Genomic DNA, 24,105 nt, shown 5'->3' with positions numbered 1-24,105 from the left:
ATTAAGCGCCTCGAACTGCAATAAGAGCCTCTGCAACCGCTTTCTTAAAGCGCGCAATAGCTTCTTCACATTCTTCTTGAGTAATGATCAATGGGCAAAGTAAACGGATCACCGTACCGCTACGGCCGCCTTTTTCTAACAATAATTTATTGTTAAAACATGCCGTTTGAATTGCAGCAGCCAATTGTGAATCCGCAGGAAGAGAACCCATATGATCCGCTTGCTTACGCTCATCCACAATTTCGATACCGATCATTAAACCGCGACCACGAACATTACCAATACATGGGAATTCTTGCGCTAATTTTTTCAATTCAGCTTGTAAGAAATCACCACGTTGTTGCGCATTTTGTGCAAGGTTTTGCTCTTTAATGGTATTGATCGTTGCAAGACCAGTACCCATTGCAAGTTGGTTACCACGGAAAGTACCTGTGTGACCTGCAGGTTGCCAAGCATCAAACTTACGTTTAATACCCAAAACAGCCAATGGTAAGCTACCACCCACTGCTTTTGACATCACCACAACATCAGGTTCAATACCAGCATGTTCAAAAGCAAACATTTTGCCTGAACGTGCAAAGCCCGCTTGAACTTCGTCCAAAATCAACACAATGTTATGACGCTCAGTCACTTCACGGATTTTTTGCAACCATTTCGCAGGTGCTGTAACCACACCGCCTTCACCTTGAATTGCTTCAAGAATCACAGCTGCAGGCTTAGTTACACCGCTTTCGACATCTTCAATGAAGTTTTCGAAATAATAAGTTAAGGCATCAACACCTGCTTCACCGCCAACACCCAACGGGCAACGGTATTCATGCGGGTATGGCATAAATTGTACGCCTGGCATTAAGCCATTTACCGCATTTTTAGCAGATAAGTTACCTGTCATCGCTAACGCGCCATGAGTCATCCCATGGTAACCGCCAGAGAAACTGATAACTGTATTGCGACCTGTATAGGTTTTCGCCAATTTAATCGCTGCTTCTGTACCATCTGCACCAGATGGGCCACAGAACTGTAAGCAATACTCTTCTTGCCCACCCGGAAGTTGTGCAAGCAGTGCTTCAGTGAAAGCATCTTTTAAAGGCGTTGTTAAATCTAAAGTATGTAAAGGGAGACCACTCGCTAAAGTGTCTTGAATACTTTTAATCACCGCAGGATGGTTATGGCCTAATGCCAATGTTCCTGCCCCAGCTAAACAATCGAGGTACTTTGTACCTTCAACATCGGTAACCCAACAACCATGTGCTTCCGCTATCGCTAACGGTAATTTACGTGGATAACTACGAACATTCGATTCCATCTGACTTTGGCGAGTCAAGTAGTATTCGTTTGTGGAAGTGGCAGCAGGATTTACAGAAGTAACGCTCATATCGAATTACCATCTCTGATATGGGTTGAAAGAAATAAGTCGGGTGACTTGTGGTCCTTTGACTCGGTGCTTTATAGAAATCTAGTTAGAGTGCTTTTAATCTTCATAACTAGGAGCGCGATAATACAGTTTTTTACAAGAAAATAAATATCTTTTATGTACTTATCCACACTCCATTTATCGAAAAAAACATTTAGCTAAATCTAATTTGTTATTATCATCATACTATGTGACAAAGCAAAGAAAAGCCGATAATTAAAATCACTTTATAAATCTTAACCATTCTGATCACTTTTTATCACAACCAATCTCGATAAGCTTTTAATTTTTAAAATATTTTACTCAAAATAAAATTGCAATTCATATGCAAATTATTACAAATGCACCACAAAATCTGCCATAGTTTTCCGCAAACCAGATTTATGATTAAAAACAGATTCAATTTATACAATATATCTTTCGGCCATAAAATTTAGTCAAACAATTTTAAGGATTCATTATGCGTTATTTAGCTTTAACTACTTTACTCTTGGGAACCACACTGAGCACAATGACGATGGCAGCAGAAAATGACCCGTTAAACTACAATATTGTCAATGTTCAAGCAGATGCGACACGTCAAGTGTCTAATGATGAAATGCATGCTGTACTTTTTATTGAGAAAAACAACAAGCAACCTGCTGAGTTATCTTCTCAAATTACCCAGTTAATGAATCAAGCCATTAGCATTTCGAAAAAGTATCCACAAGTTAAAGTCGAAACAGGTTCACAAACCACTTATCCTGTTTATGACAATGACAACCAAAAATTGAAAGAATGGCGTGGTCGTGCAGAAATTCAAATCGAAAGTAAAGATTTTAAAGCGGCAAGCCAGTTAATCAACGAGTTGCAAACCAGCTTCCAAACACAATCGATTAATTTCACAGTGTCTGATGAACAACGTAAAAAAGTTGAAAATGAATTGATGGTTGAGGCTTCTAAGAACTTCCAACAACGTGCGCAAATTTTAACGCAAGCATGGAATAAATCATCTTATAACTTGGTCAATATCAACATCAATACCAGCAACTCTTATCCGCAACCAGTATATGCAGCGCGTGCATCTATGGCTAAGTTCGAAGCTGCCGATGCAGTCGGTGGTCAGAACATGGCCGCTGGTGAATCAAAAATCACGGTCAATGCCAATGGTTCGATCCAGTTTAAATAATTTTTTGATGAGTATAAAGACCGTGCTTATGCACGGTTTTTTGCTATTGCAATATAAAAAAGTAAATATTTGATTAAAAAATCTATTAATTTGAATTAAACAATAGTTTTAAATGATAATCATCCTGATTTAAAAATATGCTTGAAGAGATTAAGATACGCACAATTTCAAATGCCTATCTCTTTATGAAAATTTCAAGCCATAGAACACCTGACTTCGCCCTGTTTAAACCCTCACATCTCAGCCTTGCAATTGCTGTTTCACTTAGCTTTATATCCAATGCTGCTTTTGCCGAAGACAATCAAGAAACTTCAACACAAACACTTAAAACAATCACCGTACAAGCTGAAGGAAACTGGCTTGAAGCAGCCAATGCTGAAAAAGTTCACAAGCATGCAGGTGCACGTACCATTATCGATCGTAAAAAAATGGACGAATCTGCGGTGACCTCTATCCGTGATGCGCTAAAACAAGTGCCAGGGGTTCAGGTTCAGGACAGCAATGGCACAGGTGGAAGTGATGTTTCACTCAATCTGGGTGTACGTGGCTTAACCTCTCGCCTCTCACCGCGCTCCACTGTGTTGATGGATGGTGTTCCATTATCCTTCGCGCCTTATGGTCAACCACAATTGTCTATGGCACCTGTTTCAATGGGCAATATTGAATCTGTAGACGTTGTTCGTGGCGCAGGTTCAGTCCGCTTTGGGCCTCAAAACGTGGGGGGAATCATCAACTTTAATACTCGAGCAATCCCTGAAAAACTATCAGGCTCTGTTGGTTTAACCACAGAATTCGCCACAGGTACCGACCAACTCAAGTACAGTCCAAACCTCTTTATCGGCGGTACTATGGATAATGGTTTAGGTCTTGCGCTACTTTATTCAGGAACCAAAGGAAATGGCTATCGTGAAGCCAATAACGACATAGATATTGATGACGTCATGTTAAAGTCGTCATATCAGTTTACAGATGCAGATTCGATTGCACTTAATTTGCATCATTATGAAGGTCGTGGCGAAATGCCAGAAGGCTTAACGACTGCGGATTATGCCAAAAACCCATACCAGTCAAACCAATACCGTAACTATTTTGCTGGCCGTCGTTCAGATGTTTCTGTTAAATACAGCCATAAAGATGAACTCAATAACTTTGAAATCCTTGGTTATTATGTCGACTCATTCCGTACCAGTGATCTAGAATCGCCAGATAAAAGTAATAAAGCCAATAGCATTATCAGCAACTCACCGCGTGATTATAAATATTTTGGCATTGAACCACGTTATTCACGTGCCTACACTTTGGGTAATATGAATAATGAAGTCACTGTCGGTTATCGATACTTACAAGAAGATAGTTCAGAGTTTTCGGGTCGTACAGCGCCATATAATACTGCAACAGGCACACCGGGTGAACGTCTTGCTAACACCACTAGTGAAGGTGGAACCAAAGCGCATGCCGTGTATATTGATAACCGTTTTGGTCTAGGTGCACTAACCATTACTCCGGGTGTACGTTTTGAGTCTATTAAAACCCATAATGATTATACCGCCTACCAAAATGGTAAATTCATCAATACGGTACATCCAAAAATAAATTCTGATGAGTTTTTACCAAGCCTTGCAGTGCAATACAATTTCAATGAGCAATGGAATGTCTTTGCCAATGCGGCGGTTTCTTTTGGTCCTCAGCAATATAACCAATTAGCTAAAGTTGAAGGAATCAGTGCTGTTACCACTTTAGATGGTTTACATCCTGAAAAATCCAACAACTATGAAATCGGTACAAAATACCTCGGCAATGGTTTAAATGCTGAATTTACAGTGTTCTATTTAGACTTTGATAAAGAGCTATCTCTAGAGCGTACAGACGTTATTGGTACAGGCATCTGGACCAATTTAGGCGCAACGACTCATAAAGGCATAGAACTCGGTCTAAGTTATGACTTTGGCAACCTCTATGACTCACTTCAAGGCTTAAAAGTCTATAGTAATTATACATTTACAAAGGCTGAGTCTGAAGCAGGTAAATTTGCTGGTAAGGACTTACCGTATTATTCACGACATGTTGGAAATTTAGGCCTTGGTTATAGCTTTGACAAATGGTCTGTCAATGCAGATATGTTTGCTCAATCTAAACAACATGCGCCGGGTTCAGGCAATGTTTACCAAACCGTTGAAACGGCAGATGGTCGTACTGGTGATATCCCGGGTTATTCAACTTTTGCGGTACGTACTGGTTATGATTTTGGACAAGATTTTTACGGTTTAAAAGTTGCAGGTGGGATTAAAAACCTATTTGATCAAGAATACTTTACTCGCTCATCTGACTCTACAGGTGGTAAATACGTAGGACAGCCACGTACTTTCTATCTACAAACTTCTGTTGATTTCTAATTTTTTGAAAAACTTGTAGCTTAACAAAGCATTTAAAACTAAAGCGCTAATCTCATAGATTGAGATTAGCGCTTTTTAATTACTTTTATTTGAATATATTCTATGATTATTCTCTTAAAATAGCAGTTAGAACAATCTGTAATGGAATACGAGACAATACTTCTGAGTTTAGGCTTCTTCGCTTTTTGTGCGGGTTTAATTGATGCTGCGGTGGGTGGAGGTGGATTAGTTCTACTCCCAGCACTGATGCATGCCTTTCCCAATCAAAGTCTCGCCACAGTTTTTGGAACCAATAAAATCATTGCCATGGCAGGCACTGTATCTTCTGCATTTGCTTACTTTAAGAAAGTTACGATCAATTGGAAACTTATATTACCCACAATGTTGGCAGCATTTATATTTTCTTTTTTAGGTGCAATGTCAGTTTCGTTGATACCTAAAGAGTTGATGCGTTATATCGTATTCTTTTTACTGATCTTGATTGCGATCTACACCTTTGCCAAAAAAGACTTAGGTAAAGTCCATACTGTGTTACAGACGGGTAAGAAAGAAATTGCGTTAGGTTTATTTTTTGGCGCCTTAATTGGATTTTATGATGGAATTTTTGGCCCTGGGACAGGCAGTTTTTTACTCTTTCTGTTTGTGAAAGTATTTGCTTTTGATTTTTTAAATGCTTCTGCATCTGCCAAATTGGTCAATGTCGCCACCAATATTGCTGCCATGTTTTTCTTTATCCCTTCTGGGCATATTTTATGGATGGCTGGCATCATTTTAGCAGTTTGCAATGTTTTAGGCTCACTTGCGGGTACAGCTTTAGCATTTAAATATGGAAGTGGTTTTATTCGTATTTTCTTTTTAATTTTACTGGTATTTTTAATTGGCCGAATGGGCTATGACTTATTTATCGGTTAGTCATTCATACTAAATATAAAAATTGAATGAAGCCCACCAAAATGCGGGCTTCTAAACTAAGATTATAAAAAACTTCCTATGGAAGTTTTTCCAAAAATTTAAATCTTTTCAGCTTTATCTAAAAAGTATTGTGTGGCTTCAGTTAAATCCATATCTAATTCATTGGCAATAATGGCTAACCACCAAACACATTCACCTAACTTATGCTGCAACTCTTGTTGAGCATCGCCTTTGTGTAGCCACTTCCCCGTCTGCGCCATGACTAATCTCCCAACCAATCCAGCATCAGATAAAAATGCCAACGCATCCTCTTGCACTGTCCATTCAGCGTGATGATTTATTCGCTCTAGCTCATGATAACGTTCTCTGATTTTTACTGAACGTGCTACAACCTCATCAACCGTTATTTTATGATCCATCATTTTGCTCGTTTAAAAATTAGAGCTTACTTGATTTTGTAAAATTGATTCGATTAGAAATGTAATGTGTTCAAAATTGAGTGTCTAGCAATAATCGCTATTGATACACTTTTTATGAGTGAAGCGTTCAAACATAATTTTATAAAATGATTTTTCTCAAAAAAGCTAAGTAAAATCAGGGCGCGCCCAGCGTTCACTCATATGCCAATTGACCAGATCAATAGCTGCATCACTTTCTAAAAATTCATTTTCATCTTCTAAAGCATCTTCATTCAACTGATATAAGTCATTGTCTAAATCATCTGAAAATTGTTGAAGCAAATCGGTAATCGAGTTAGCGACCAAAATACCAACATCATATTCATGATCAATAAAGATCACTTGGCCAATTTGACCAACGGCGGTGGGTGCTAAATCCACATACAAACCTGTGCGCCCACCATCGTGCGCAAACTGGACCCAATCCCGATGGTGGGCATTGGTTGGATTGATTTGTGGGTCAGCATGTTGAAGTACAAACAATTCATCAACGAGATCCGCAAGATCAGCACGTTTATTTTCAATATTGGTCAGCGATAAAAATTCCATACCATAAAATAAACTGCCTAAATTTTCCTCTTCATTCATCCCATTATGCCAACAGTACAACTGTTTAAAATCATCAGGTAAATGTTTAGAAAGCCTTTGTTCAAATTGTTCTATATCTGAAATACTTGCCGCAAGATTGAGTGATTGATTTGCGATCTTTGCAGTATGTTGCACTAACCAATTCTGTATATTTTCTAATTTTTTTTGAATCATGCTCTTCTCATTTATCTTAGGGTCTGTTGACATTTTATAAATGGCTTGCGTTGTAGGCTAAAATTGAGCAGGCAAGGCATGAAGCGAAGAGAATAGCGAGACTATTTTCGAGTTTCATAACACAGGCTGAGATAATTTTAGCCACAACCCTTCGGGACTAGCGTGTTTTTTGCCGTTACGAGTTACCTTGCGAAACGTTGTTTCTCATCATTTAGAATGACTAAATTTCATACTCCGCGCCTAGTATCGCCTAAAAAACACTCGCAGTCGCAAACGTAGACGAATTGTCAACAAACCCTTATAACAGTCAAATAAACTTTACTGAAAAACCCAATCATTGACAATAAAAAAGCCACTTAAAAGTGGCTTTAGCTTTAGCAAATCAACTATTTTTTAAATGGAAATGCATATTTCACAATACGTCCAAGGACTTGACCATATTGCTTAAACAAACTTGCATTGTTGTAGTTTAAACCATACTTTTTACATACCGCTTCAACTTTAGGCGCCATTTTACGATAGCGACGAGCAGGTACTTCAGGGAATAAATGATGCTCGATTTGATGGCTCAAATGACCTGTCAAAATATGAAATGCTTCTGAACCAGTTAAATTCGAAGAACCGCGAATCTGGCGCATATACCAATGTCCACGACTTTCATCCTGTAAAACAGTTTTAGGGAACACTTCGACATCTTTGGTAAAGTGACCACAGAAAATGATACTAAATGTCCAAATATTACGGATACCATTAGCAACTAAATTACCTGTAAATACAGGTAAAGCCGCTGGACCAGCAATCACGGGAAAGAAAAGATAATCTTTAAAAAACTGTTTACCAATTTTCTTCTGAGTTGGCTTCCACTCTTCTTTAAACTGCGCCCACGTTTTACGTTTATAAACCAATTTACCAATTTCAAGGTTTTGAATCGCAACGCCCCATTGGAACAATAGACAGAACGGAATTGCATATAAAGGTTGCAATAAAAAACCCGGTTTCCAACGTTGTTCAGGGAATAAACGCAATAAACCATAGCCAATATCATCATCCATCCCTTTGATATTGGTATAGGTATGATGCTTATAATTATGGGTCTGGCGCCAGTTGTCAGAGGTTCCAACAATATCCCATTCGTAAGTTGTACCTTTAAAGCGTGGATCATTCATCCAATCATATTGTCCGTGCATGACATTATGACCGAGTTCCATGTTTTCCATGATCTTCGCAAAGCTCAGTAAACCAGTACCAAGTAACCATGCTGGTGGGAACCAACCCGCAAATAAGCATGCTCGGCCTAAAATACTGCTATAACGAATAGCGGCATATACTTTTTTGATATATTTGGCATCTTTTTCACCAATATCATCTAAGACTTCTTGCTTAATTGCATCCAGCTCGCGCGCTAAAGCATCCAGCTCAGTCTGGGTCAGTTCACGGTTTTTGGTGTTTTTAAAATATTGAATTTTAACTGGCATATTCATGATAAAACTCGCTTAAAGATCAATAACTAAATCAGTTTTGGCAGTATTCACACAAATTCTCAGTAAATTATTCGGTTCAAAATTTTCTTGACCATTAACTAAGTTTTTTGTGGCACCCTGTGCTTTATTACACGCGCATTTATTGCAGATACCCATTCTACAACCATGTTCTGGTTTGATATTTTGTTGTTCTAAGCCGACTAAAATGGCTTGACCTTTAGGGATTGCAACCACTTTATTGGATTTGGTTAATGTGACATTGATAAAACCAGTGTCATCAGAAATCACGGGGCTTAGGCTAAATGCTTCGCTCTTGAGTACTTTGGCCTGTTCAAATAATTGCTCAGCTGTTGCTACAAAACCTGAAGGACCACATACATACACTGTGCTTTGCTCAAGATTTTTAATGATATGTAAATATTCATTATTTAAACGTGCATCCGCAGGTATTTCTTGGGTATAGAACACATCAAATTTAAAATCGGGATACTGTTGGGCTAATTGCTCAAACTGTTGTTTAAAGGCAACGTCTGCATTTTTTTTAACCCAATACATTAAATGTACTGGCTGACGATCAAGCTGCTGGTTCGCTGCCAATGCTTGAATCAAGCTATACATCGGCGTAATACCACTGCCCGCAGCGACCAGAATCAATGGACTGACAACTTGAGGCAATAACATATCACCATAAGGTCGACCAAATTCAATCACCTCACCCACTTGGGCATGTTCAAACAACCAGTTACTCACAATGCCTTTTTCTACTTTTTTTGCCGTGAGTAATACATGTTGCGTATCTAATTGAGTCAGACTATAGGTACGTTCATAACGACGACCATTGATTTCGACAGTGATTGGATGATGCTGCCCGGCTAACCCCATTTTAAACAAACGGTTAATTTTGATGGTTAAGCTGATCGTATCTGCGGCGGATTGTTCTTTTTCAACAATTTTCCCCAAAGCTTGTTGAACTGACCACAATGGATTAATTTTCTGTAGCCAAAAATTAGTCGTATGAGTACCTAACACCATATCAAATATAGCGTTTACGGGAGATTTTTGCTTTTCAATAGCGTGCATACTAGGCTCACCATCTGAGTGATTTTTAATTATTATACACATGTATATATATTTGTATATACGCGTGTATTGTATCTAGACATTTCATTTATGTAATGACAAAGGCTATAATGAAAAAAATATTTTAACTATTTGATACTTTATGAATCCAACGTCCGTATTACCTCAGAACCCAGCTACCCTTCAAGATCAAATTCATGAGCTTGAAAAAGTTTCTGTACGTACTGTTGGACGCAAAGCGACAATTACCAAAGAAGAATTATTCCAAGCCGCCTTAAATCTGATTGGACCGCAGAAAAAGTATTTCCTCTTTAAGTTTAAGAGAAGTTGCTCGTGAAGCTGGGATTGCGCCAAATAGTTTTTATCGTCACTTTAAAGATATTGATGAGTTGGCGATTGAACTGATTGATCGTTCAGGCGTGGTGCTCCGTCAAATTTTGCATGAAGCTCGAATCAAGGCAATTAGACAAAGCAGTATTATTCGCAGTTCAGTTGAAGTATTTATTGAACAACTAGATGCCGATGAAGGTAATCTCAGTTTACTACTGCGTGAAGGTTATACAGGATCAAAGCAATATAAACTTGCTGTAGACAAACAACTTAATTATTTCCAACAAGAACTCCAAGAAGATTTGATTCGAATAGAACGCATCAATCACAGTAAATTAACCCATCCTGATTTAGTCGCCAAAGCCATTACTCAGCTGGTATTTAATATGGGTGCCAAGGTGATTGATTTGCCGATTGCTGAACGTAAAGAAGTCGCTGAACAAACCATGGTGATGATTCGTATGTTACTCGAAGGTTCGCGTCATTTAGACGAAGCGCAAATTAAATAATAGCTATTCTTTCATAGCCTATTAAATACAAGTATCAAGACCCTATGATCAGTCACAATCAACAAAAATATTCGTGTAGGCATACTGGGTGTGACTGGCCGCATGGGACAAATGCTGGTTCAGGCCTGTCTCAATGCGGGACTAAACATCACTGTTGCTACAGCAAGGATTGCAAGTGCCGCGATTGGTCATGAACTAGGACAGTATCTCAATCTAGCACCATTAAATGTGCTTATTTCAGATCGTTTGGAAGACGTCATTCAGCATTGTGATGTGGTGATTGATTTCACTACAGCAGAAGCATTATCGCAACATTTAAAAATTTGTCAGCACGCTAAAAAACCGATGATTATTGGTATCACTGGTTTATCTGAGCAATTAAATCAACACATTGCTCAAGCCGCACAAGCTATTGCTATCGTGCATTCAGGCAATTATTCCATTGGCGTCAATCTTAGTATTGATCTGGTTCGAGTTGCTGCCCAATTATTAGGTACAGGATTTGAAGCTGAAATCATCGAAGCACACCATCGACAAAAAATAGATGCGCCATCAGGTACTGCATTGATGTACGCAGAAGCGATTACTCAAGTCAGAGCACAATTGCTCAGCGATTTAGCGGTCTATCAACGCCATGCTCAGGTTGCTGAGCGAACACCCCAACAGATCGGTTTACAAGCTATACGTGGTGGTGACATTGTTGGTGAACATAACACAATATTTTATGGTCATGGGGAACAGGTCGAAATCAAACATATTGCAAGCAATCGGATGAACTTTGCGACTGGTGCAATTCGTGCCGCAATGTGGTGTATGTCTCAACCCGCTGGCTTATATAACATGCATGACGTGATTCATTTGAATCACTCGCTTTAATAGCGCTCTATGTACTGCTCAATGTACGCAGCAGTAAAATTTTTCTGATCAATCCCACGATAGTGATCTTTTATCTTTCTATAACGTTTTTTAAAGACTTTTCACCCAGTATTCAGGCCAAATATTTTCACATTGAATTAAGCTTTGTATTTAAAAATAGCTATCTCGCCGCGAGTTAGAGTGATATAAATCTAACTTGGTATTTTTATATTCCCCTATACATCAATTGTATAATTGAGCTCTATTCACATGAAACTGTTAAATGATCGTCAAAGTATTATTGCAAGTTACTTACTCATGCTGATCTTTTTGTCTTTACTGATTCCCTTGCATCTCTTAGCGTCATTTTTTGCAGGTTTTGTTGTTTTTGAAATCATCAATAGTTTAGGTAGCATTACAGAAAGATATATTGATGGTCAAAGAGCGCGCTTGACCATTAGCATTATTCTTGCCATTTTTATTATTTCTTTGATTGTGCTCAGCATCACAGGGTTAATTAGCTTTGTTCAACACGATTTGCAAGGTGCGGGAATCAATGCCATCAGTGACCAAGTGGATCAGACCTTACAAAAACTACAACTTGAAGTGGCACAATATATTCCAGGATTTATTCCTTATTCACTCACTGAATTAAAAGATCAAACATTTGATTTAATCAAAGATAATTTATCCACCTTAAAAAGTACCGGAACAGGCTTTTTACATAATTTAGCCACGATGTTGATTGGTATGATTGTGGGGATCCTTGTCTCATTAAACCAACTGCGCCCACAGCCGGATCAGCCAGAATTTAAGCGTGCCATGATCACACGTATTGAAAACCTTTCTTCATCTTTTAAAAATGTGGTATTTGCTCAGTTTAAAATTTCGTTAATCAATACCTTTTTATTTTTGATTTTCTCTCACCTGATCCTCCCTGTTTTTGATATACATTTACCTTTTGCCAATACCTTAGTGATCCTGACTTTTATTTTTGGATTAATTCCAATTGTCGGAAACTTACTCTCCAATACCATTATTGTTATGGCAGGTTTAACCATTTCAGTATCTACAGCAGGTATCGCATTACTTTATCTGATTTTTATCCATAAACTGGAATACTTTATTAATGCCAAAATTATTGGCACAAAAATCCATGCAGCGTCATGGGAAGTGTTATTGGCAATGTTAGTCTTTGAGTCGTTCTTTGGCTTAGCGGGTTTAATTGTTGCACCCATTTTCTATGCCTATCTCAAGTTAGAACTTAAACAAGCCGAAATGATTTAAAGCTGAAATGATTTAAAGCATAGTTCGTTTGAGTCAACAAGAAACCCTTCTTTTTAAAGGTGTGAAGTATTACTTTGTAAAAGAAGAAAATTAAAAAAAGCCTGAGTTGATCAACATTACAATTCAGGCTTTTTTGCTAATAATACGAATGTAGTTAAAAACTTTTATTCCCAGACCACTTCTCGTTTCTGTTGTGCCCAAGCGTCTAAGAATGGCTCATAGCGACTTTCAATTTTATTACGTTTAATTTTCATCGTTGGGGTAAGTAAATCATTTTCCATGGTCCATGGTTCATTGACTACGACAAAAAAGCTGATTTTTGCATGAGGCTCCAGTTCTTCATTGATCTTCACTCTTAATGCTTTTAAGGCGTTTTCAATTTCATCTCGCTTCGGGTTCTGCTTCAGACTGTTACGAATATCTTCAGCCAACATAATAAAGGCAACTGGTTGTGGTTGGCTTGAACCACCTATACATACAGATTCAATTAAGGCCTGATTTCCGATTTTTTGCTCAGTCGGAACTGGCATGATGTATTTGCCTTTACTTGTTTTAAAAATATCTTTAATTCGACCCGTAATTTTTAACCGCCCTTCTGCATCGATCTCGCCCAAATCCCCCGTACGTAAAAATCCATCTTCGGTCATATCTTCTGCAGTTTTTTCAGGATTTTTATAATAGCCCAACATGGTTCCTGGGCTTTTTACCAGAATTTCACCATTTTCATCAATTTTACACTCCACTTTAGGTTGGGCATGCCCCACATAACCACTGGCAAACTGCCCCACACGTGTCACATGCGAATAACCACAATTTTCAGTCATGCCATAGACTTCAAGTAACTCTAAACCTAAATTTCGATACCATAAAATAATATCTGTAGGTAGCGGTGCCGCAGCAGTAAATGCATAACGGACATGATTTAGCCCGAGTTTAGTGAGTAATTTCTTTTTAACCAACTTACCTAATACAGGTATTTTAAATAAAACCTTTTGTATATGGAGCGGTATTTTTTCATTAACCCCCAAATAGAACTTGGTCCATAAGCGCGGTACCGAAAAGAATAATGTAGGTTTGGCACGATTCAAATCTTCAACAAAGGTTTCAATTGAATTTGCAAAATACACGGTAAAACCGCAAACCATCAATGAAGATTGAATAAAAATACGTTCTGCAACATGTGCAAGTGGTAGATAAGATAAGGCTCGATCAGATGTTGTCACTTGATAAGTTAATCTGAGCTCACGAGCAGCCGATAAAAGTGTCGCAAAACTTTGCATAACTCCTTTAGGTACACCCGTACTACCAGACGTATAAACGATGGTCGCTAAATCATTTTTATTGGGCAAAATTGGGTTTTCTAGTGGGGCAACAGATTGCACAATATCATTCCATTGCGGTGCATCGAATTCAGGTGATAATGCCAAACGCACGCAAGCTAAATCTTGCGGAATGATTGTTTTTACCTCATTCCAGCTATCCGCTTTACCGTCCAATTTTCCAATAAATAAGAGTTTGGCTTCACTGTGGTTGAGTACATAAGCTGCACCTTCCGCATTGAGTGTTGGGTAGAGTGGGACTGAGATATGACCTGACATCCAGATCGCTAAATCTGCCATAAGCCAATGCGCACTATTTTTACCATAAATTGCAATCGCACTCTTTTCAGGCAAGTTTAAAGACTGTAAATAACTCGCCATACTGCGAACTTGTTGTGCAACTTCCGACCATGTGTAATGCACTGCATTGCCATTGGCCAATGGTTGTACAAACACATCTTTTTGCGGTAATTGCTTTTCCCAATGAAGTAGATAGTGCACATGGGTATCATGAAACTCAACAAAATCCTTGTTTTCCATATCATTTCTTCCATTATTTTAAGTTTTTATCTTGGCTATAGACCGTTGCTTTCGAACTTGTCTATTTGGATACACAATACTGAATGATCAAATTACATGGGTGGGTAAACTTTATCTCTAAAAGAAAAAATCGAGATCAAAGTACACTATTTAAATAGCATAAAAACGGTTGCAATGTATACAACAAACTTCCTGTAAATCGTTCATTGATTATTGTTGTAAAGTAGATCTCATTCAATGATACATGGGGTTTCTATGATGTGGTGAAATTGATGAATGGTCTATAGCCCCCATACAAGACATGGTCATATAAATGGTTCAATGCTAGGAATTAATTTTTATAAATTGATATAATTTTTACATTTAAAATCAAATAAATAAAAATGACCCAATAATTGACTATTTAAATCTGGATAATATATACATCAAAAAAGCTCCCGAAGGAGCTTTTAGAATCTAGATAAATTACGCTAAATTAAGGTTTAACCACGACCAATACCTGAATCGCTTCTGGTGTTACAGAAACACCTTCCAATAGGCTTAAACCTTCTTTCTGGAATTTCTGTAAACGTTCAATTTCATCTGCACGAATACTTGGATTAAATTGTTTTAAATAGCTTAAACGATCAATTTCATATTGCCATTTGCTACCATAAATTTCTTTAGCTTGTTCTTTTAACTGCGGTAAAACACCTTTAGCAATATCTAAAGCTTGTGCATAGCGTTCTTCAATCACTTCACGACGTGCTTTCACCACTTGACGACAGCTATTGCTATCTAAATGATGCAAATACGGCTTAATAATTTCCGGATCAAGCTTGGCAGTAATATCCTGACCCGTTTCAGTCAATAACACTCGAATCAATTGTGTCGGCAAACTTGAAGGTAAATTTAATGCCTTAGGTGCAACCACATCCACTTTAAACCAAACTTCCAACAAGATCGTGCCTTGTTTAAGTGCATTGGTTTTTAGAATCGCAACATTGGTACTACCAAAAGATTGAGTACGGATAATTTCCATCACACTTTCAGTAAACGGATGTTCAAGTGTTAAATATTGCGCGTCTTCACGGATCTGTGCTTGATCACGATAGAAGGTTGCAGTCATGCCCTCTTCGTCGATATCCAAGCCTTGCACTTGCATTTGATCGGTTGGTTTAATAATCACCGTACCATTGCTTTGCTCATCAAAGTCAATGTTAGTCGATGCCATAAACCGCTTCATAAACATTGGCAACAAAGTATTGTCATCATAGTCTTCAAGCGCAGTAACAATTTCTTGTGCCACGATCGGACGACATGAATTGTATTCCAATAAACGGTCACGACCATCTTGCAATTCAACTTCAAGCGCTTGACGCTGTACATTGACCGCTTCAAGAAGCTCTTCAAAGGCTTGGCCTTTATCATCCAATAAGCAATCTTTTAAATCGACAATAAAGTTTTCTTGTAAGGTTTGTGCTGTAGGCGAAATATTACTGAAAATATTTAGCGCTTCATTGTACCAACGGAACATACGCTCTTGCGCTGTACCGACAAGATAAGGCACATGAATCTGAATACGATTTTCCTGACCAATACGGTCTAAACGACCAATACGCTGTTCAAGTACATCTGGATTTGCTGGCAAATCAAACAACACAAGATCAGAAGCAAACTGGAAATTACGCCCTTCTGAACCAATTTCAGAACACAGTAAAATCTGTGCACCATAAGAATCTTCAGCAAAATAAGCCGCTGCTTGGTCACGTTCCAATAAGCTCATGCCTTCATGGAACATTGCAGTGCGAATACCCGCGTGGATACGTAAAGCATTTTCAAGTGCTTCAACAACTGGACCACTACGTGCGATCAGCAATACTTTTTTATGTTTTAAATCAGAACGTAATCGTTCCATCAACCACATAACACGTGGGTCTGTTTCCATCCATGCGCCATCAAGTTGCAGTTCTTCTGGCCACATTTGCTCACGTAATTTTCCATCTTTAGACCAGTTTTCTGGTGCTGGCAATGGTGCAGGTTGGCAATCACGTCCCGGGAAACCTTGAATTGCTTCACGGGTATTACGGAACAAGATACGACCTGTACCATGACGGTCTAAAAGTTCATGAATTGCGCGGAAACGATGTTCAGGCTGATCTTCAATCGGATGGCCTAATAATTTTTCAACTGCTGCCAAATGTTCCGCTTCAAGTGGCAAATCTGACATCAACACTTCAGCAATTTTAGCAGTGTGATGATATTGCTCTTCTTCATCAAGGAAACGATCAAGCGAACTAAAACGTTGTGGATCAAGTAAACGTAAACGGGCAAAATGACTTTCTACACCTAACTGTTCAGGTGTTGCCGTTAAAAGCAGCACACCTTCAGTTTTTTCAGCAAGCTCTTCAACCAGATCATAACGGTCATTACCGCCTTCTTCTTCACTCCACATCAAATGATGCGCTTCATCGACCACTAACAGATCAAAACCAGCTTCAATGGCTTGCTCACGCAAATCATCATGGTCAATCATCAAATCTACTGAAGCAATGATACATTGTTCAGTCAGGAATGGATTGAGTTCAGGATCATGCTCTTTGATTGAAGCTGTACGAGTCAGATCAAACAATGAGAAATTCAAATTGAAACGACGACGCATTTCAATCATCCATTGATATTGTAATGAATCTGGCACAAGAATCAGAATTCGCTCAGAACGACCCGTTTTGAGTTGTTGATGGATGATGAGTCCCGCCTCGATTGTTTTACCTAAACCGACTTCATCTGCAAGTAATACACGAGGTGCAAATCGTTTACCCACTTCATGGGCAATATACAGCTGGTGTGGAATCAAACCTACACGCGCGCCAACCAAACCACGTAATGGTGACGTTTGCATATTGGCTTGCATTTGCATCGCTTCAATACGTAAGTCATACCATTCTTTATAGTCAATTTGGCTTGCCAATAAACGCTCTAAAGGCTTTGACAATTGAATTTGTGCGCCAATACGCGTTTCGTTTAATGCTTTCTTCTCTTGTTCACCACTATCCAATGTACGAATAACATTGTAACGAATCACACCACTGCGATCGTCTAAAGACTCGACAATCCACTTGATGCCTTCTTGGTCTTGAACTTCATCATTGATATTAAAAACAATACGAGATAATGGGGCATTATTACGTGCATAGACACGAGTTTCGTCACTTTTTGGAAAAAGAATACTGATTGAACGTTCATCGACGTCAATCAATACACCTAAACCTAACTCAGTTTCTGTGTCCGATAACCAACGTTGACCTATAGCAAATTGTTGCAATTTTTCCACCTTTATCTCATGTTAGGGCTAAAACACGGTTGCTCAAATCAGGAGAATATTTGAACAAAGTTTATACCCATTACGCAATACTTTTTGACATAAAGCTCATTAAATTTTGAGCGACTTAATTTCAACTTAAAAATCTAAACTAAAACGGAACTGGACAATCAAATTGTACAAGCTCCTCTGTTTTAGGATGATGAAAACTCAGTTGTTGTGCATGTAGACAAAGTCGTGGCATAAGCTGCTGTTGTTCTACAGTTGCATATAAAGTATCACCAATAATAGGATGTCCTAAATATTGCATATGCACGCGTAACTGATGTGACCGTCCTGTAATTGGAGTTAACTCAACACGGGTTACAGCCTGTCCTTGAATTTGAAAATGTTGGATTGCTTTCCAATGTGTTAATGCAGGCTTATTATGTTCTGGATCAGCAATATGTAAGGGTGGATGTTCTGGATCATAAATCACAGGAACATCAACTGTGCCTTCACCATGTAAAGTGCCAGCAACAACAGCTTGATAGGTTTTAGAGGTTTGACGTTCTTGAAACTGTCTAGAAATACTTTTTTGTCCCCATTTACTCAGTCCGAATACCAAAATCCCAGAGGTATCGCGGTCTAAACGATGAATGAGTAAAGTCTTAGGCTCGATTTTTAATAATCTGTTGATAGCACAATCTTGTAAATCTGCTGTTTTTCCTGGAACTGTGAGTATACCTGCTGGCTTATGGATCACCATAAAATCATCATCACGATGGATCAGGTGTTCGGTTAGAAAATTACTCAAAGTTCAGTTCCAATGATCACGCAAACAAGCAGGCAATTCTAAGAATCTTGGAATGAAATTACAATCAAAATTATCTGATTTATTCGATTATTCTAAAGAAAGAATAATAAATCGTACAATTGCTTTAAATTCATTGGCAATTTACAAGACAATCAAAAACTTTAGATACATTTTGCCAATCAATTGTGGAGAAATTGGATTAATTCATTGAAAAAATAAATTATTGTCTATTTTTTGGTAGGCTAAAAACTTAACACCCTATTTTTTTAATGGTATAAACAATACCTTAAGATTAAATGAGCAAAATATGAATAAATTAAATTATAAATCTACATTGTCCATTTGTATTATTTCCGCATTTGCCATTACTGGCTGTGCAACTTCAACCCTTTTAAAGAAAAACAATGGTGTTCGTACCCATAATGTTCAAACCGTATTGGTCAATGATACAGTTTTAGCATTTGGCAAACCATCACAAGCAATTTCTGCTCTACCTTCTGACAGCATTGTCATTGCAGGACAAAAAAATAGTTATGTCATCACCAGTGGTGGTGCTCGATTTGTCAAAGTGATCACAGGACTTGATCCAAAATTTATTCAAATTGATAAAGCGCTGACCTTCAATTCAGAAAAAAATGATGGGCATTTTTCAGGAATCCTACCACTCAAATATGTCAAACTTTCGGAAGATGTCACTAAACAAGATCGTGCATTCTTTATTGAAAATGGTGCAGAAGAATGTACCACTTCAAGTGATCAACGTCTAAAAGCACAACGATTCTGTTTTAACATTGCCTTATCTGGTCTGGTTTACCCTTCTGCTTCTAATATTTCATCATTAAAAGCACTGAGTAAACCCTATCAAGTCAGTATCTATACCACTCAAGAGGTAAAAGATTACTCAAAGGCTGGCAGTAAAACTGCAGATAAACTGGTGTTATTCCCTTTTGCTGTCGCTTTTGATGTAGTGACTTTACCGTTCCAAGCGCTTCATAAGATTTTTGATTGATTGAAAATAATTCAGGATATTGCATACAATATCCTGAATCTTAGCAAATATAAAAATACGATTCTCAATAGCATGATTCCACTTTCTTTTAACTATCTTTGGATTTTCTTTGTCGCTGGCTTTGGGACCATTATTTTTAGTCTATTTGCGATTGGATTAATATTTAGCTCAAAATTCAGAAATGCCCTTAGGCATGGCAATATTTTTATTCAGTCTTTATTTGTCTGTAGTGTACTCTGCGTTTTTTTGAGCTTAGCACTTTATTTTCTTGTTCTATATACAAAAAATGAGATTGAAAAAGAGCATCATTCCCTACATAAAACATTAAGTTCGCCTGAGAAAATTTTAGGCATCCAAATGCCGCAAGGGACTGAACTTGAATTATTTGCACCCAATCAATTGTCCTCATTGAGACAAGCCAAATTTCCCCAACCCGTATTATTTGGAAAGCTACAAATTAACAGCATGAAAATTCCTCGTGGTATTGATTTGGAACTTTTTGATGATCGTTCCACCACCTTAATGGGGACAGGTAAGGATACGATCGAAGGTTGGAATTGTCAGCTGATAAGCTATATTCAAGTCTATTTAGATGATGCTGGCAACATCGTTGGTTTAGAGCACTGTAATCTTGCTCAAGATACGCAGCTAGACAATATTACGCTTATGGCACAGGCAGGTATCGAGCGTTCTAAATATCAAAAATATCCAGACAACTTTGTTTCTACAGATTACTGGCGGATTCACAATCCCCTCACCCAATACAAAGCTGTTTCCCTACAATGGGCAAATGTCTATTTGGATCGAAATAAACAACTCATCGGGATTGAAAATGGCACACTGACAGAAAAATTAACCTTAGGCGGTATTCAATATCCAACAAATACTGAATTCAATTTACTGGTTCATCCTTTAACACAAGATGAAACATGGTTATTTACCCCGCCCAATGATCAAAATGCGATTGCTCGCAATGGCAAAGTCTATACACATGATCAAACGATTCTTCAGCACCCTAATGGCAAAATTGAACAAATCCTCAATAGCAATGATCCTAGAATTTTAGCCCGAAGAATGAATCACTAATGCTTAAATATTGATATTCCAAACAGCATAAGCACTTTTCATGGTCTTTGACTTTTTATCTCTAATATTTATTTACAATTATTCATTTCAATTTTCAAATTCTTGACCACATGCTTGGCATATAACAATTTACTGCCAATTAAAGATCAATAGAAGTCTGCTAGCCTAATCTACAAGGTCAAGAAATGGCTTTTAAACTCGTTCAGCACCCATAAAATTAAACGCAAAGTACCAAAAATTAGATATTTTTTTTAATATTTAAGCCGATTGATAAAAAAACAAACAAATTCACAAAGATTCTGTTGTAAAAAACAACAAAATCTTTATAATCCAACTAAACAGACAAGTCTGTATAATTTGCTGAAAAAAACGAATGACATGTGCATTCAGAGGGTATAAGAATAAATATAAGAAGATGCTTCAAGCATCTCTTTACCTGATGATTTATTGTTATGACAATAAATCATCAGGTATATAAAAAACTTATCAGCAAAGCGCGATTCACTTCAAGTGATCGCGCTTTTTTATTTTCAAGTTTTAAGGAAAATTAGGGGCTGTTGACAATTCGTCTATGTTTGCGACTACGTGTGTTTTTTAGGCGATACTAGGCGCGAAATACGAAATTTAGTCATTCTAAATAAGTAGTTCGTAACGACGTAGCGGCAAAAAACACACTAGTCCCGAAGGGTTGTGGCTAAAATTATCTCAGCCTTCGTTATGAAACTCGAAAATAGTCTCGCTATTCTCTTCGTTTCATGCCTTGCCTGCTCAATTTTAACCTACAACGCAAGCCATTTATGAAATCTCAACAGCCCCTAAACAGATCAGCAAGCGCAAATATTGATTACGCTTGCAATCTGCGATTATTCAACAAACTTAAAGGTTAAACTGAACTCGGTTGGGCTAGAGCCAATTCCATCTGAATCAGGGTCTCTACCCGTCTCCAATAATCATCCAAACACACTTGCTGAGGATCTATTTGCGCCTGAATCGTCATTCCGTCAAGAAGACTCGACAAGAAAGAAGCAAGTTGAATATCTTGTTTAACACCTAAATGACGCAACGCATTACTCAAATGCCCTTTTAACCACTCTTTATAGTCAGTTGCAGGTTGAAGTGATGACGGATAAACTTTTGAAATTTCTTCTACGGCTTTTTGGAACATACAACCATTAAAATCTTCACTATGAAACCATGCGTTGTACCATGTGAAAATGGCTTTAATATGAGATAAATAATCTTGTGGATCACATTTAGCGATTGCAGCATCTAATGATTCTTGCAAATTGAGATTTCTCGTGACCAAACATTCTTCAATCAATTTGGCTTTAGATGGAAAATATTTATAAAAAGTCATTTTTGCAACGCCAGACTCACTAATAATTCGGTCTATACCGATAGAATTATAACTATATGTATTAAAGAGATTCAACGCTGTATTAATGATGTCCTCTTTTTTTGACATTTGTTTTTACCTGATGTACAAAAATTTAAGATTAAAATTAAAGCATTAGCTTATAAGAACAGCACATAAATACGAATTACTTCAAGTGTATGCTAAGAATTATATCTTAAATTCATATGAATACTGAGTTTTTATAAAAAAACATCAAGACTACAAAGGCAAGTATATGAAATATAAAATATTAAACCTGTATAAATACTAGCAAAACAATTTGTTTTTTACTATTATAAAAACGGCAAAATTAAAATTTTAATGCAGCATATGAGCATATTATCTTTCACGCAATCTGAACATACTCGTTTCGAGTTGCTGCATTTCATTCAAAATTCCTTGCAACCTGAATTATGGCAGCAAAATACTCAAGCTATCGCAAATTTAAAGCGACAAACACACTGTCATGTTTTATTTAAGCACCCAATATTAGTCCAGTTGAATCAAAGCCAGTTGACGCTTGAACAGCTTAAATTTATTCATATTAATTATTTTACGGCGATTGTTAAAAATTTTACAGATGCACTTAGCATGGTAATTTACCAAGCCGTTAGCCTCGAAAAAAACCATAATATTCATCCAGAAAATAGGATTGCAGCGAAAATATATGCACGCTACTTGCTGTCGCTAAACTTAATTGATGAACTGGGTTTCAATACACACCAACTCGAAAAAAGCGCTGCATCCAAATCACATCTGGTTTATTTTTTAAAATTGATGCAGCAGTTGGAATTAGATCCATTGGATCAGCAACAGACTGAAATAGAAGCTTTTGCATTGGCCCAATTTATTCACCAACATATCAATTCTTATACAGAATTATTGCTCATTTTGGCTTGTACAGAGCTGCAAGTCATAAAGTTTAGTGAAGCACTCCGTAACAACATGTCGATTTACAACAGTAAATTTATTGAAGGATATTATGCTTGCCATGGTCTGGCTGATCAAAATGACGCGACCCTTGCCAATGATGACAACCATCAAGATGACATTTGGACCCTACTGATACAATGCTATGATCAAAACGACCAACAGTATTTGGACCAAATCCAGTCTGAGTATTTAGCACTCTGGAATAATTTCTGGAGCAAAATGGCAATGCGTATAACTGAAATTTAAACGCTTACTTCATGATGGTTTTTTGATCCCATTACTGAGATCAAAAATACTTTATTGTGGAGTCGTTGAGCGTCATTGTAAGACGTGTTGAGTTGGCATATTTTGTTTACGTTCTTGTAGTGCTCTCTTCATCACCTGATAACCGCCGGTTAAGCCTAAAGTCGCCATAATCACAGCCACAATAATATCTGGCAACATGCTTCCTGTACCAAAAACCCCAATAGCTGCAAAGATTACGGCGACATTTCCAACCGCATCATTACGACTACACAACCAAACAGACTGCATATTGGAGTCGCCATCTCTAAAAGCATAAAGCACAAGGGCTGAAATCACATTGGCGATTAAAGCCAGTATACCAATCGCTCCCATGGTAATCGCTTCTGGCGGAATCCCTTTCGTATAGGCATAGATCGTTTTGCCGATCACGACAAAACCAAAAATTGCCATGATCGCCCCTTTAAACAAGGCAACGGTCGCTCGCCAATACAATGTTGCGCCTAATACCGCTAAAGAAACGGCATAATTGATGGAATCACCAAAGAAATCCAGAGAATCGGCCCAAAGTGCAGAAGAATGTGCATACGCCCCACCAATCAATTCAACAAAGAACATGGCAAGGTTAATAAACAGTGCAATCCACAAAGCCGTTCTAAACTTGCTATTCGGTTTCTGTGGTGCAGGTTCATGACTACATGTACACGCCATGACACTTCTCCTTGATTCAATATAAATGGTCTTATCTGCTTATTTTTTTCAGTCAAGTTGGTGCTTTAAAGAAAATCAGCACATGCTTCAACAATGATGAAAAATTCAGCTATACTGCTATT

18 protein-coding genes and 1 pseudogene are annotated in these 24,105 nt (G+C 37.8%); 9 read left to right on the top strand and 10 right to left on the bottom strand.

What is annotated here, in order from left to right; all coding sequences use genetic code 11:
• Position 1 precedes the first annotated feature (1 nt).
• Positions 2-1,375, bottom strand: coding sequence for a diaminobutyrate--2-oxoglutarate transaminase (locus ACZ5QH_RS07740; protein ID WP_004721690.1), 1,374 nt, complete (start codon positions 1,373-1,375; stop codon positions 2-4).
• A gap of 499 nt (positions 1,376-1,874) precedes the next feature.
• On the opposite strand from ACZ5QH_RS07740, the gene ACZ5QH_RS07735 reads away from it, so the two are divergent.
• The 3 genes from ACZ5QH_RS07735 to ACZ5QH_RS07725 all read left to right on the top strand — a co-directional run bounded on the left by ACZ5QH_RS07735 (position 1,875) and on the right by ACZ5QH_RS07725 (position 5,887).
• Entirely contained in the window at positions 1,875-2,582 is a 708-nt protein-coding gene (locus ACZ5QH_RS07735) for an SIMPL domain-containing protein (protein ID WP_004721692.1), read from the top strand.
• A gap of 185 nt (positions 2,583-2,767) precedes the next feature.
• Positions 2,768-4,975, top strand: coding sequence for a TonB-dependent receptor family protein (locus tag ACZ5QH_RS07730; RefSeq protein ID WP_303576519.1), 2,208 nt, complete (start codon positions 2,768-2,770; stop codon positions 4,973-4,975).
• Positions 4,976-5,116: 141 nt separating this feature from the next.
• Positions 5,117-5,887 (top strand): sulfite exporter TauE/SafE family protein, encoded by a 771-nt coding sequence (locus ACZ5QH_RS07725; RefSeq protein ID WP_004820319.1) that lies wholly within the window; start codon positions 5,117-5,119, stop codon positions 5,885-5,887.
• 98 nt (positions 5,888-5,985) lie between these two features.
• On the opposite strand, the gene ACZ5QH_RS07720 is transcribed toward ACZ5QH_RS07725, so the two are convergent.
• The 4 genes from ACZ5QH_RS07720 to ACZ5QH_RS07705 form a co-directional block, all read right to left on the bottom strand.
• Complete coding sequence (locus ACZ5QH_RS07720) at positions 5,986-6,306, bottom strand: nucleoside triphosphate pyrophosphohydrolase family protein (RefSeq protein ID WP_004721698.1); 321 nt, start codon at positions 6,304-6,306, stop codon at positions 5,986-5,988.
• A gap of 165 nt (positions 6,307-6,471) precedes the next feature.
• Complete coding sequence (locus ACZ5QH_RS07715; protein ID WP_303576518.1) at positions 6,472-7,107, bottom strand: SMI1/KNR4 family protein; 636 nt, start codon at positions 7,105-7,107, stop codon at positions 6,472-6,474.
• 386 nt (positions 7,108-7,493) lie between these two features.
• On the bottom strand, positions 7,494-8,588 hold the full coding sequence (locus ACZ5QH_RS07710; RefSeq protein ID WP_004721703.1) for a fatty acid desaturase family protein: 1,095 nt from the start codon (positions 8,586-8,588) through the stop codon (positions 7,494-7,496).
• Positions 8,589-8,600: 12 nt separating this feature from the next.
• Positions 8,601-9,668, bottom strand: coding sequence for a ferredoxin reductase (locus ACZ5QH_RS07705; protein ID WP_303576517.1), 1,068 nt, complete (start codon positions 9,666-9,668; stop codon positions 8,601-8,603).
• A gap of 142 nt (positions 9,669-9,810) precedes the next feature.
• Between ACZ5QH_RS07705 and fabR the strand changes: the two are divergent.
• The 3 genes and pseudogenes from fabR (at position 9,811) to ACZ5QH_RS07690 (ending at position 12,649) form a co-directional block, all read left to right on the top strand.
• Positions 9,811-10,507, top strand: a pseudogene (gene fabR / locus ACZ5QH_RS07700) (HTH-type transcriptional repressor FabR).
• A 90-nt stretch (positions 10,508-10,597) separates the two neighbouring features.
• Complete coding sequence (gene dapB / locus ACZ5QH_RS07695; RefSeq protein ID WP_303576516.1) at positions 10,598-11,383, top strand: 4-hydroxy-tetrahydrodipicolinate reductase; 786 nt, start codon at positions 10,598-10,600, stop codon at positions 11,381-11,383.
• Positions 11,384-11,632: 249 nt separating this feature from the next.
• Complete coding sequence (locus ACZ5QH_RS07690; RefSeq protein ID WP_004820310.1) at positions 11,633-12,649, top strand: AI-2E family transporter; 1,017 nt, start codon at positions 11,633-11,635, stop codon at positions 12,647-12,649.
• 164 nt (positions 12,650-12,813) lie between these two features.
• Here ACZ5QH_RS07690 and ACZ5QH_RS07685 read toward each other — a convergent pair whose 3' ends face one another.
• From ACZ5QH_RS07685 to ACZ5QH_RS07675, 3 genes are all read right to left on the bottom strand, one after another.
• Positions 12,814-14,508, bottom strand: coding sequence for an AMP-binding protein (locus ACZ5QH_RS07685; protein ID WP_303576515.1), 1,695 nt, complete (start codon positions 14,506-14,508; stop codon positions 12,814-12,816).
• A gap of 475 nt (positions 14,509-14,983) precedes the next feature.
• Entirely contained in the window at positions 14,984-17,821 is a 2,838-nt protein-coding gene (gene rapA / locus ACZ5QH_RS07680; RefSeq protein ID WP_034617785.1) for an RNA polymerase-associated protein RapA, read from the bottom strand.
• A gap of 139 nt (positions 17,822-17,960) precedes the next feature.
• Complete coding sequence (locus ACZ5QH_RS07675; RefSeq protein WP_303576514.1) at positions 17,961-18,605, bottom strand: RluA family pseudouridine synthase; 645 nt, start codon at positions 18,603-18,605, stop codon at positions 17,961-17,963.
• 307 nt (positions 18,606-18,912) lie between these two features.
• Between ACZ5QH_RS07675 and ACZ5QH_RS07670 the strand changes: the two genes are divergently transcribed.
• Positions 18,913-19,614 (top strand): YidX family protein, encoded by a 702-nt coding sequence (locus tag ACZ5QH_RS07670; protein ID WP_303576513.1) that lies wholly within the window; start codon positions 18,913-18,915, stop codon positions 19,612-19,614.
• Entirely contained in the window at positions 19,615-20,700 is a 1,086-nt protein-coding gene (locus ACZ5QH_RS07665; RefSeq protein WP_303576512.1) for a hypothetical protein, read from the top strand.
• A gap of 883 nt (positions 20,701-21,583) precedes the next feature.
• Here the strand turns inward: ACZ5QH_RS07665 and ACZ5QH_RS07660 are convergent.
• Positions 21,584-22,165 (bottom strand): TetR/AcrR family transcriptional regulator, encoded by a 582-nt coding sequence (locus tag ACZ5QH_RS07660; RefSeq protein ID WP_004721722.1) that lies wholly within the window; start codon positions 22,163-22,165, stop codon positions 21,584-21,586.
• Between the two features lie 261 nt (positions 22,166-22,426).
• On the opposite strand from ACZ5QH_RS07660, the gene ACZ5QH_RS07655 reads away from it, so the two are divergent.
• Complete coding sequence (locus ACZ5QH_RS07655; protein ID WP_303576511.1) at positions 22,427-23,275, top strand: hypothetical protein; 849 nt, start codon at positions 22,427-22,429, stop codon at positions 23,273-23,275.
• 72 nt (positions 23,276-23,347) lie between these two features.
• Here ACZ5QH_RS07655 and ACZ5QH_RS07650 read toward each other — a convergent pair whose 3' ends face one another.
• The gene (locus tag ACZ5QH_RS07650; protein WP_303576510.1) at positions 23,348-23,983 is read right to left on the bottom strand and encodes a cation efflux transmembrane domain-containing protein; all 636 of its coding nucleotides are present in this window, start codon (positions 23,981-23,983) and stop codon (positions 23,348-23,350) included.
• Positions 23,984-24,105: the final 122 nt, after the last annotated feature.

The sequence above is a fragment of the Acinetobacter sp. Ac8 genome (genome assembly GCF_055392545.1).
Note: the sequence above shows the minus strand (reverse complement) of the source record. Positions and strands in the feature narration are given on the sequence as shown.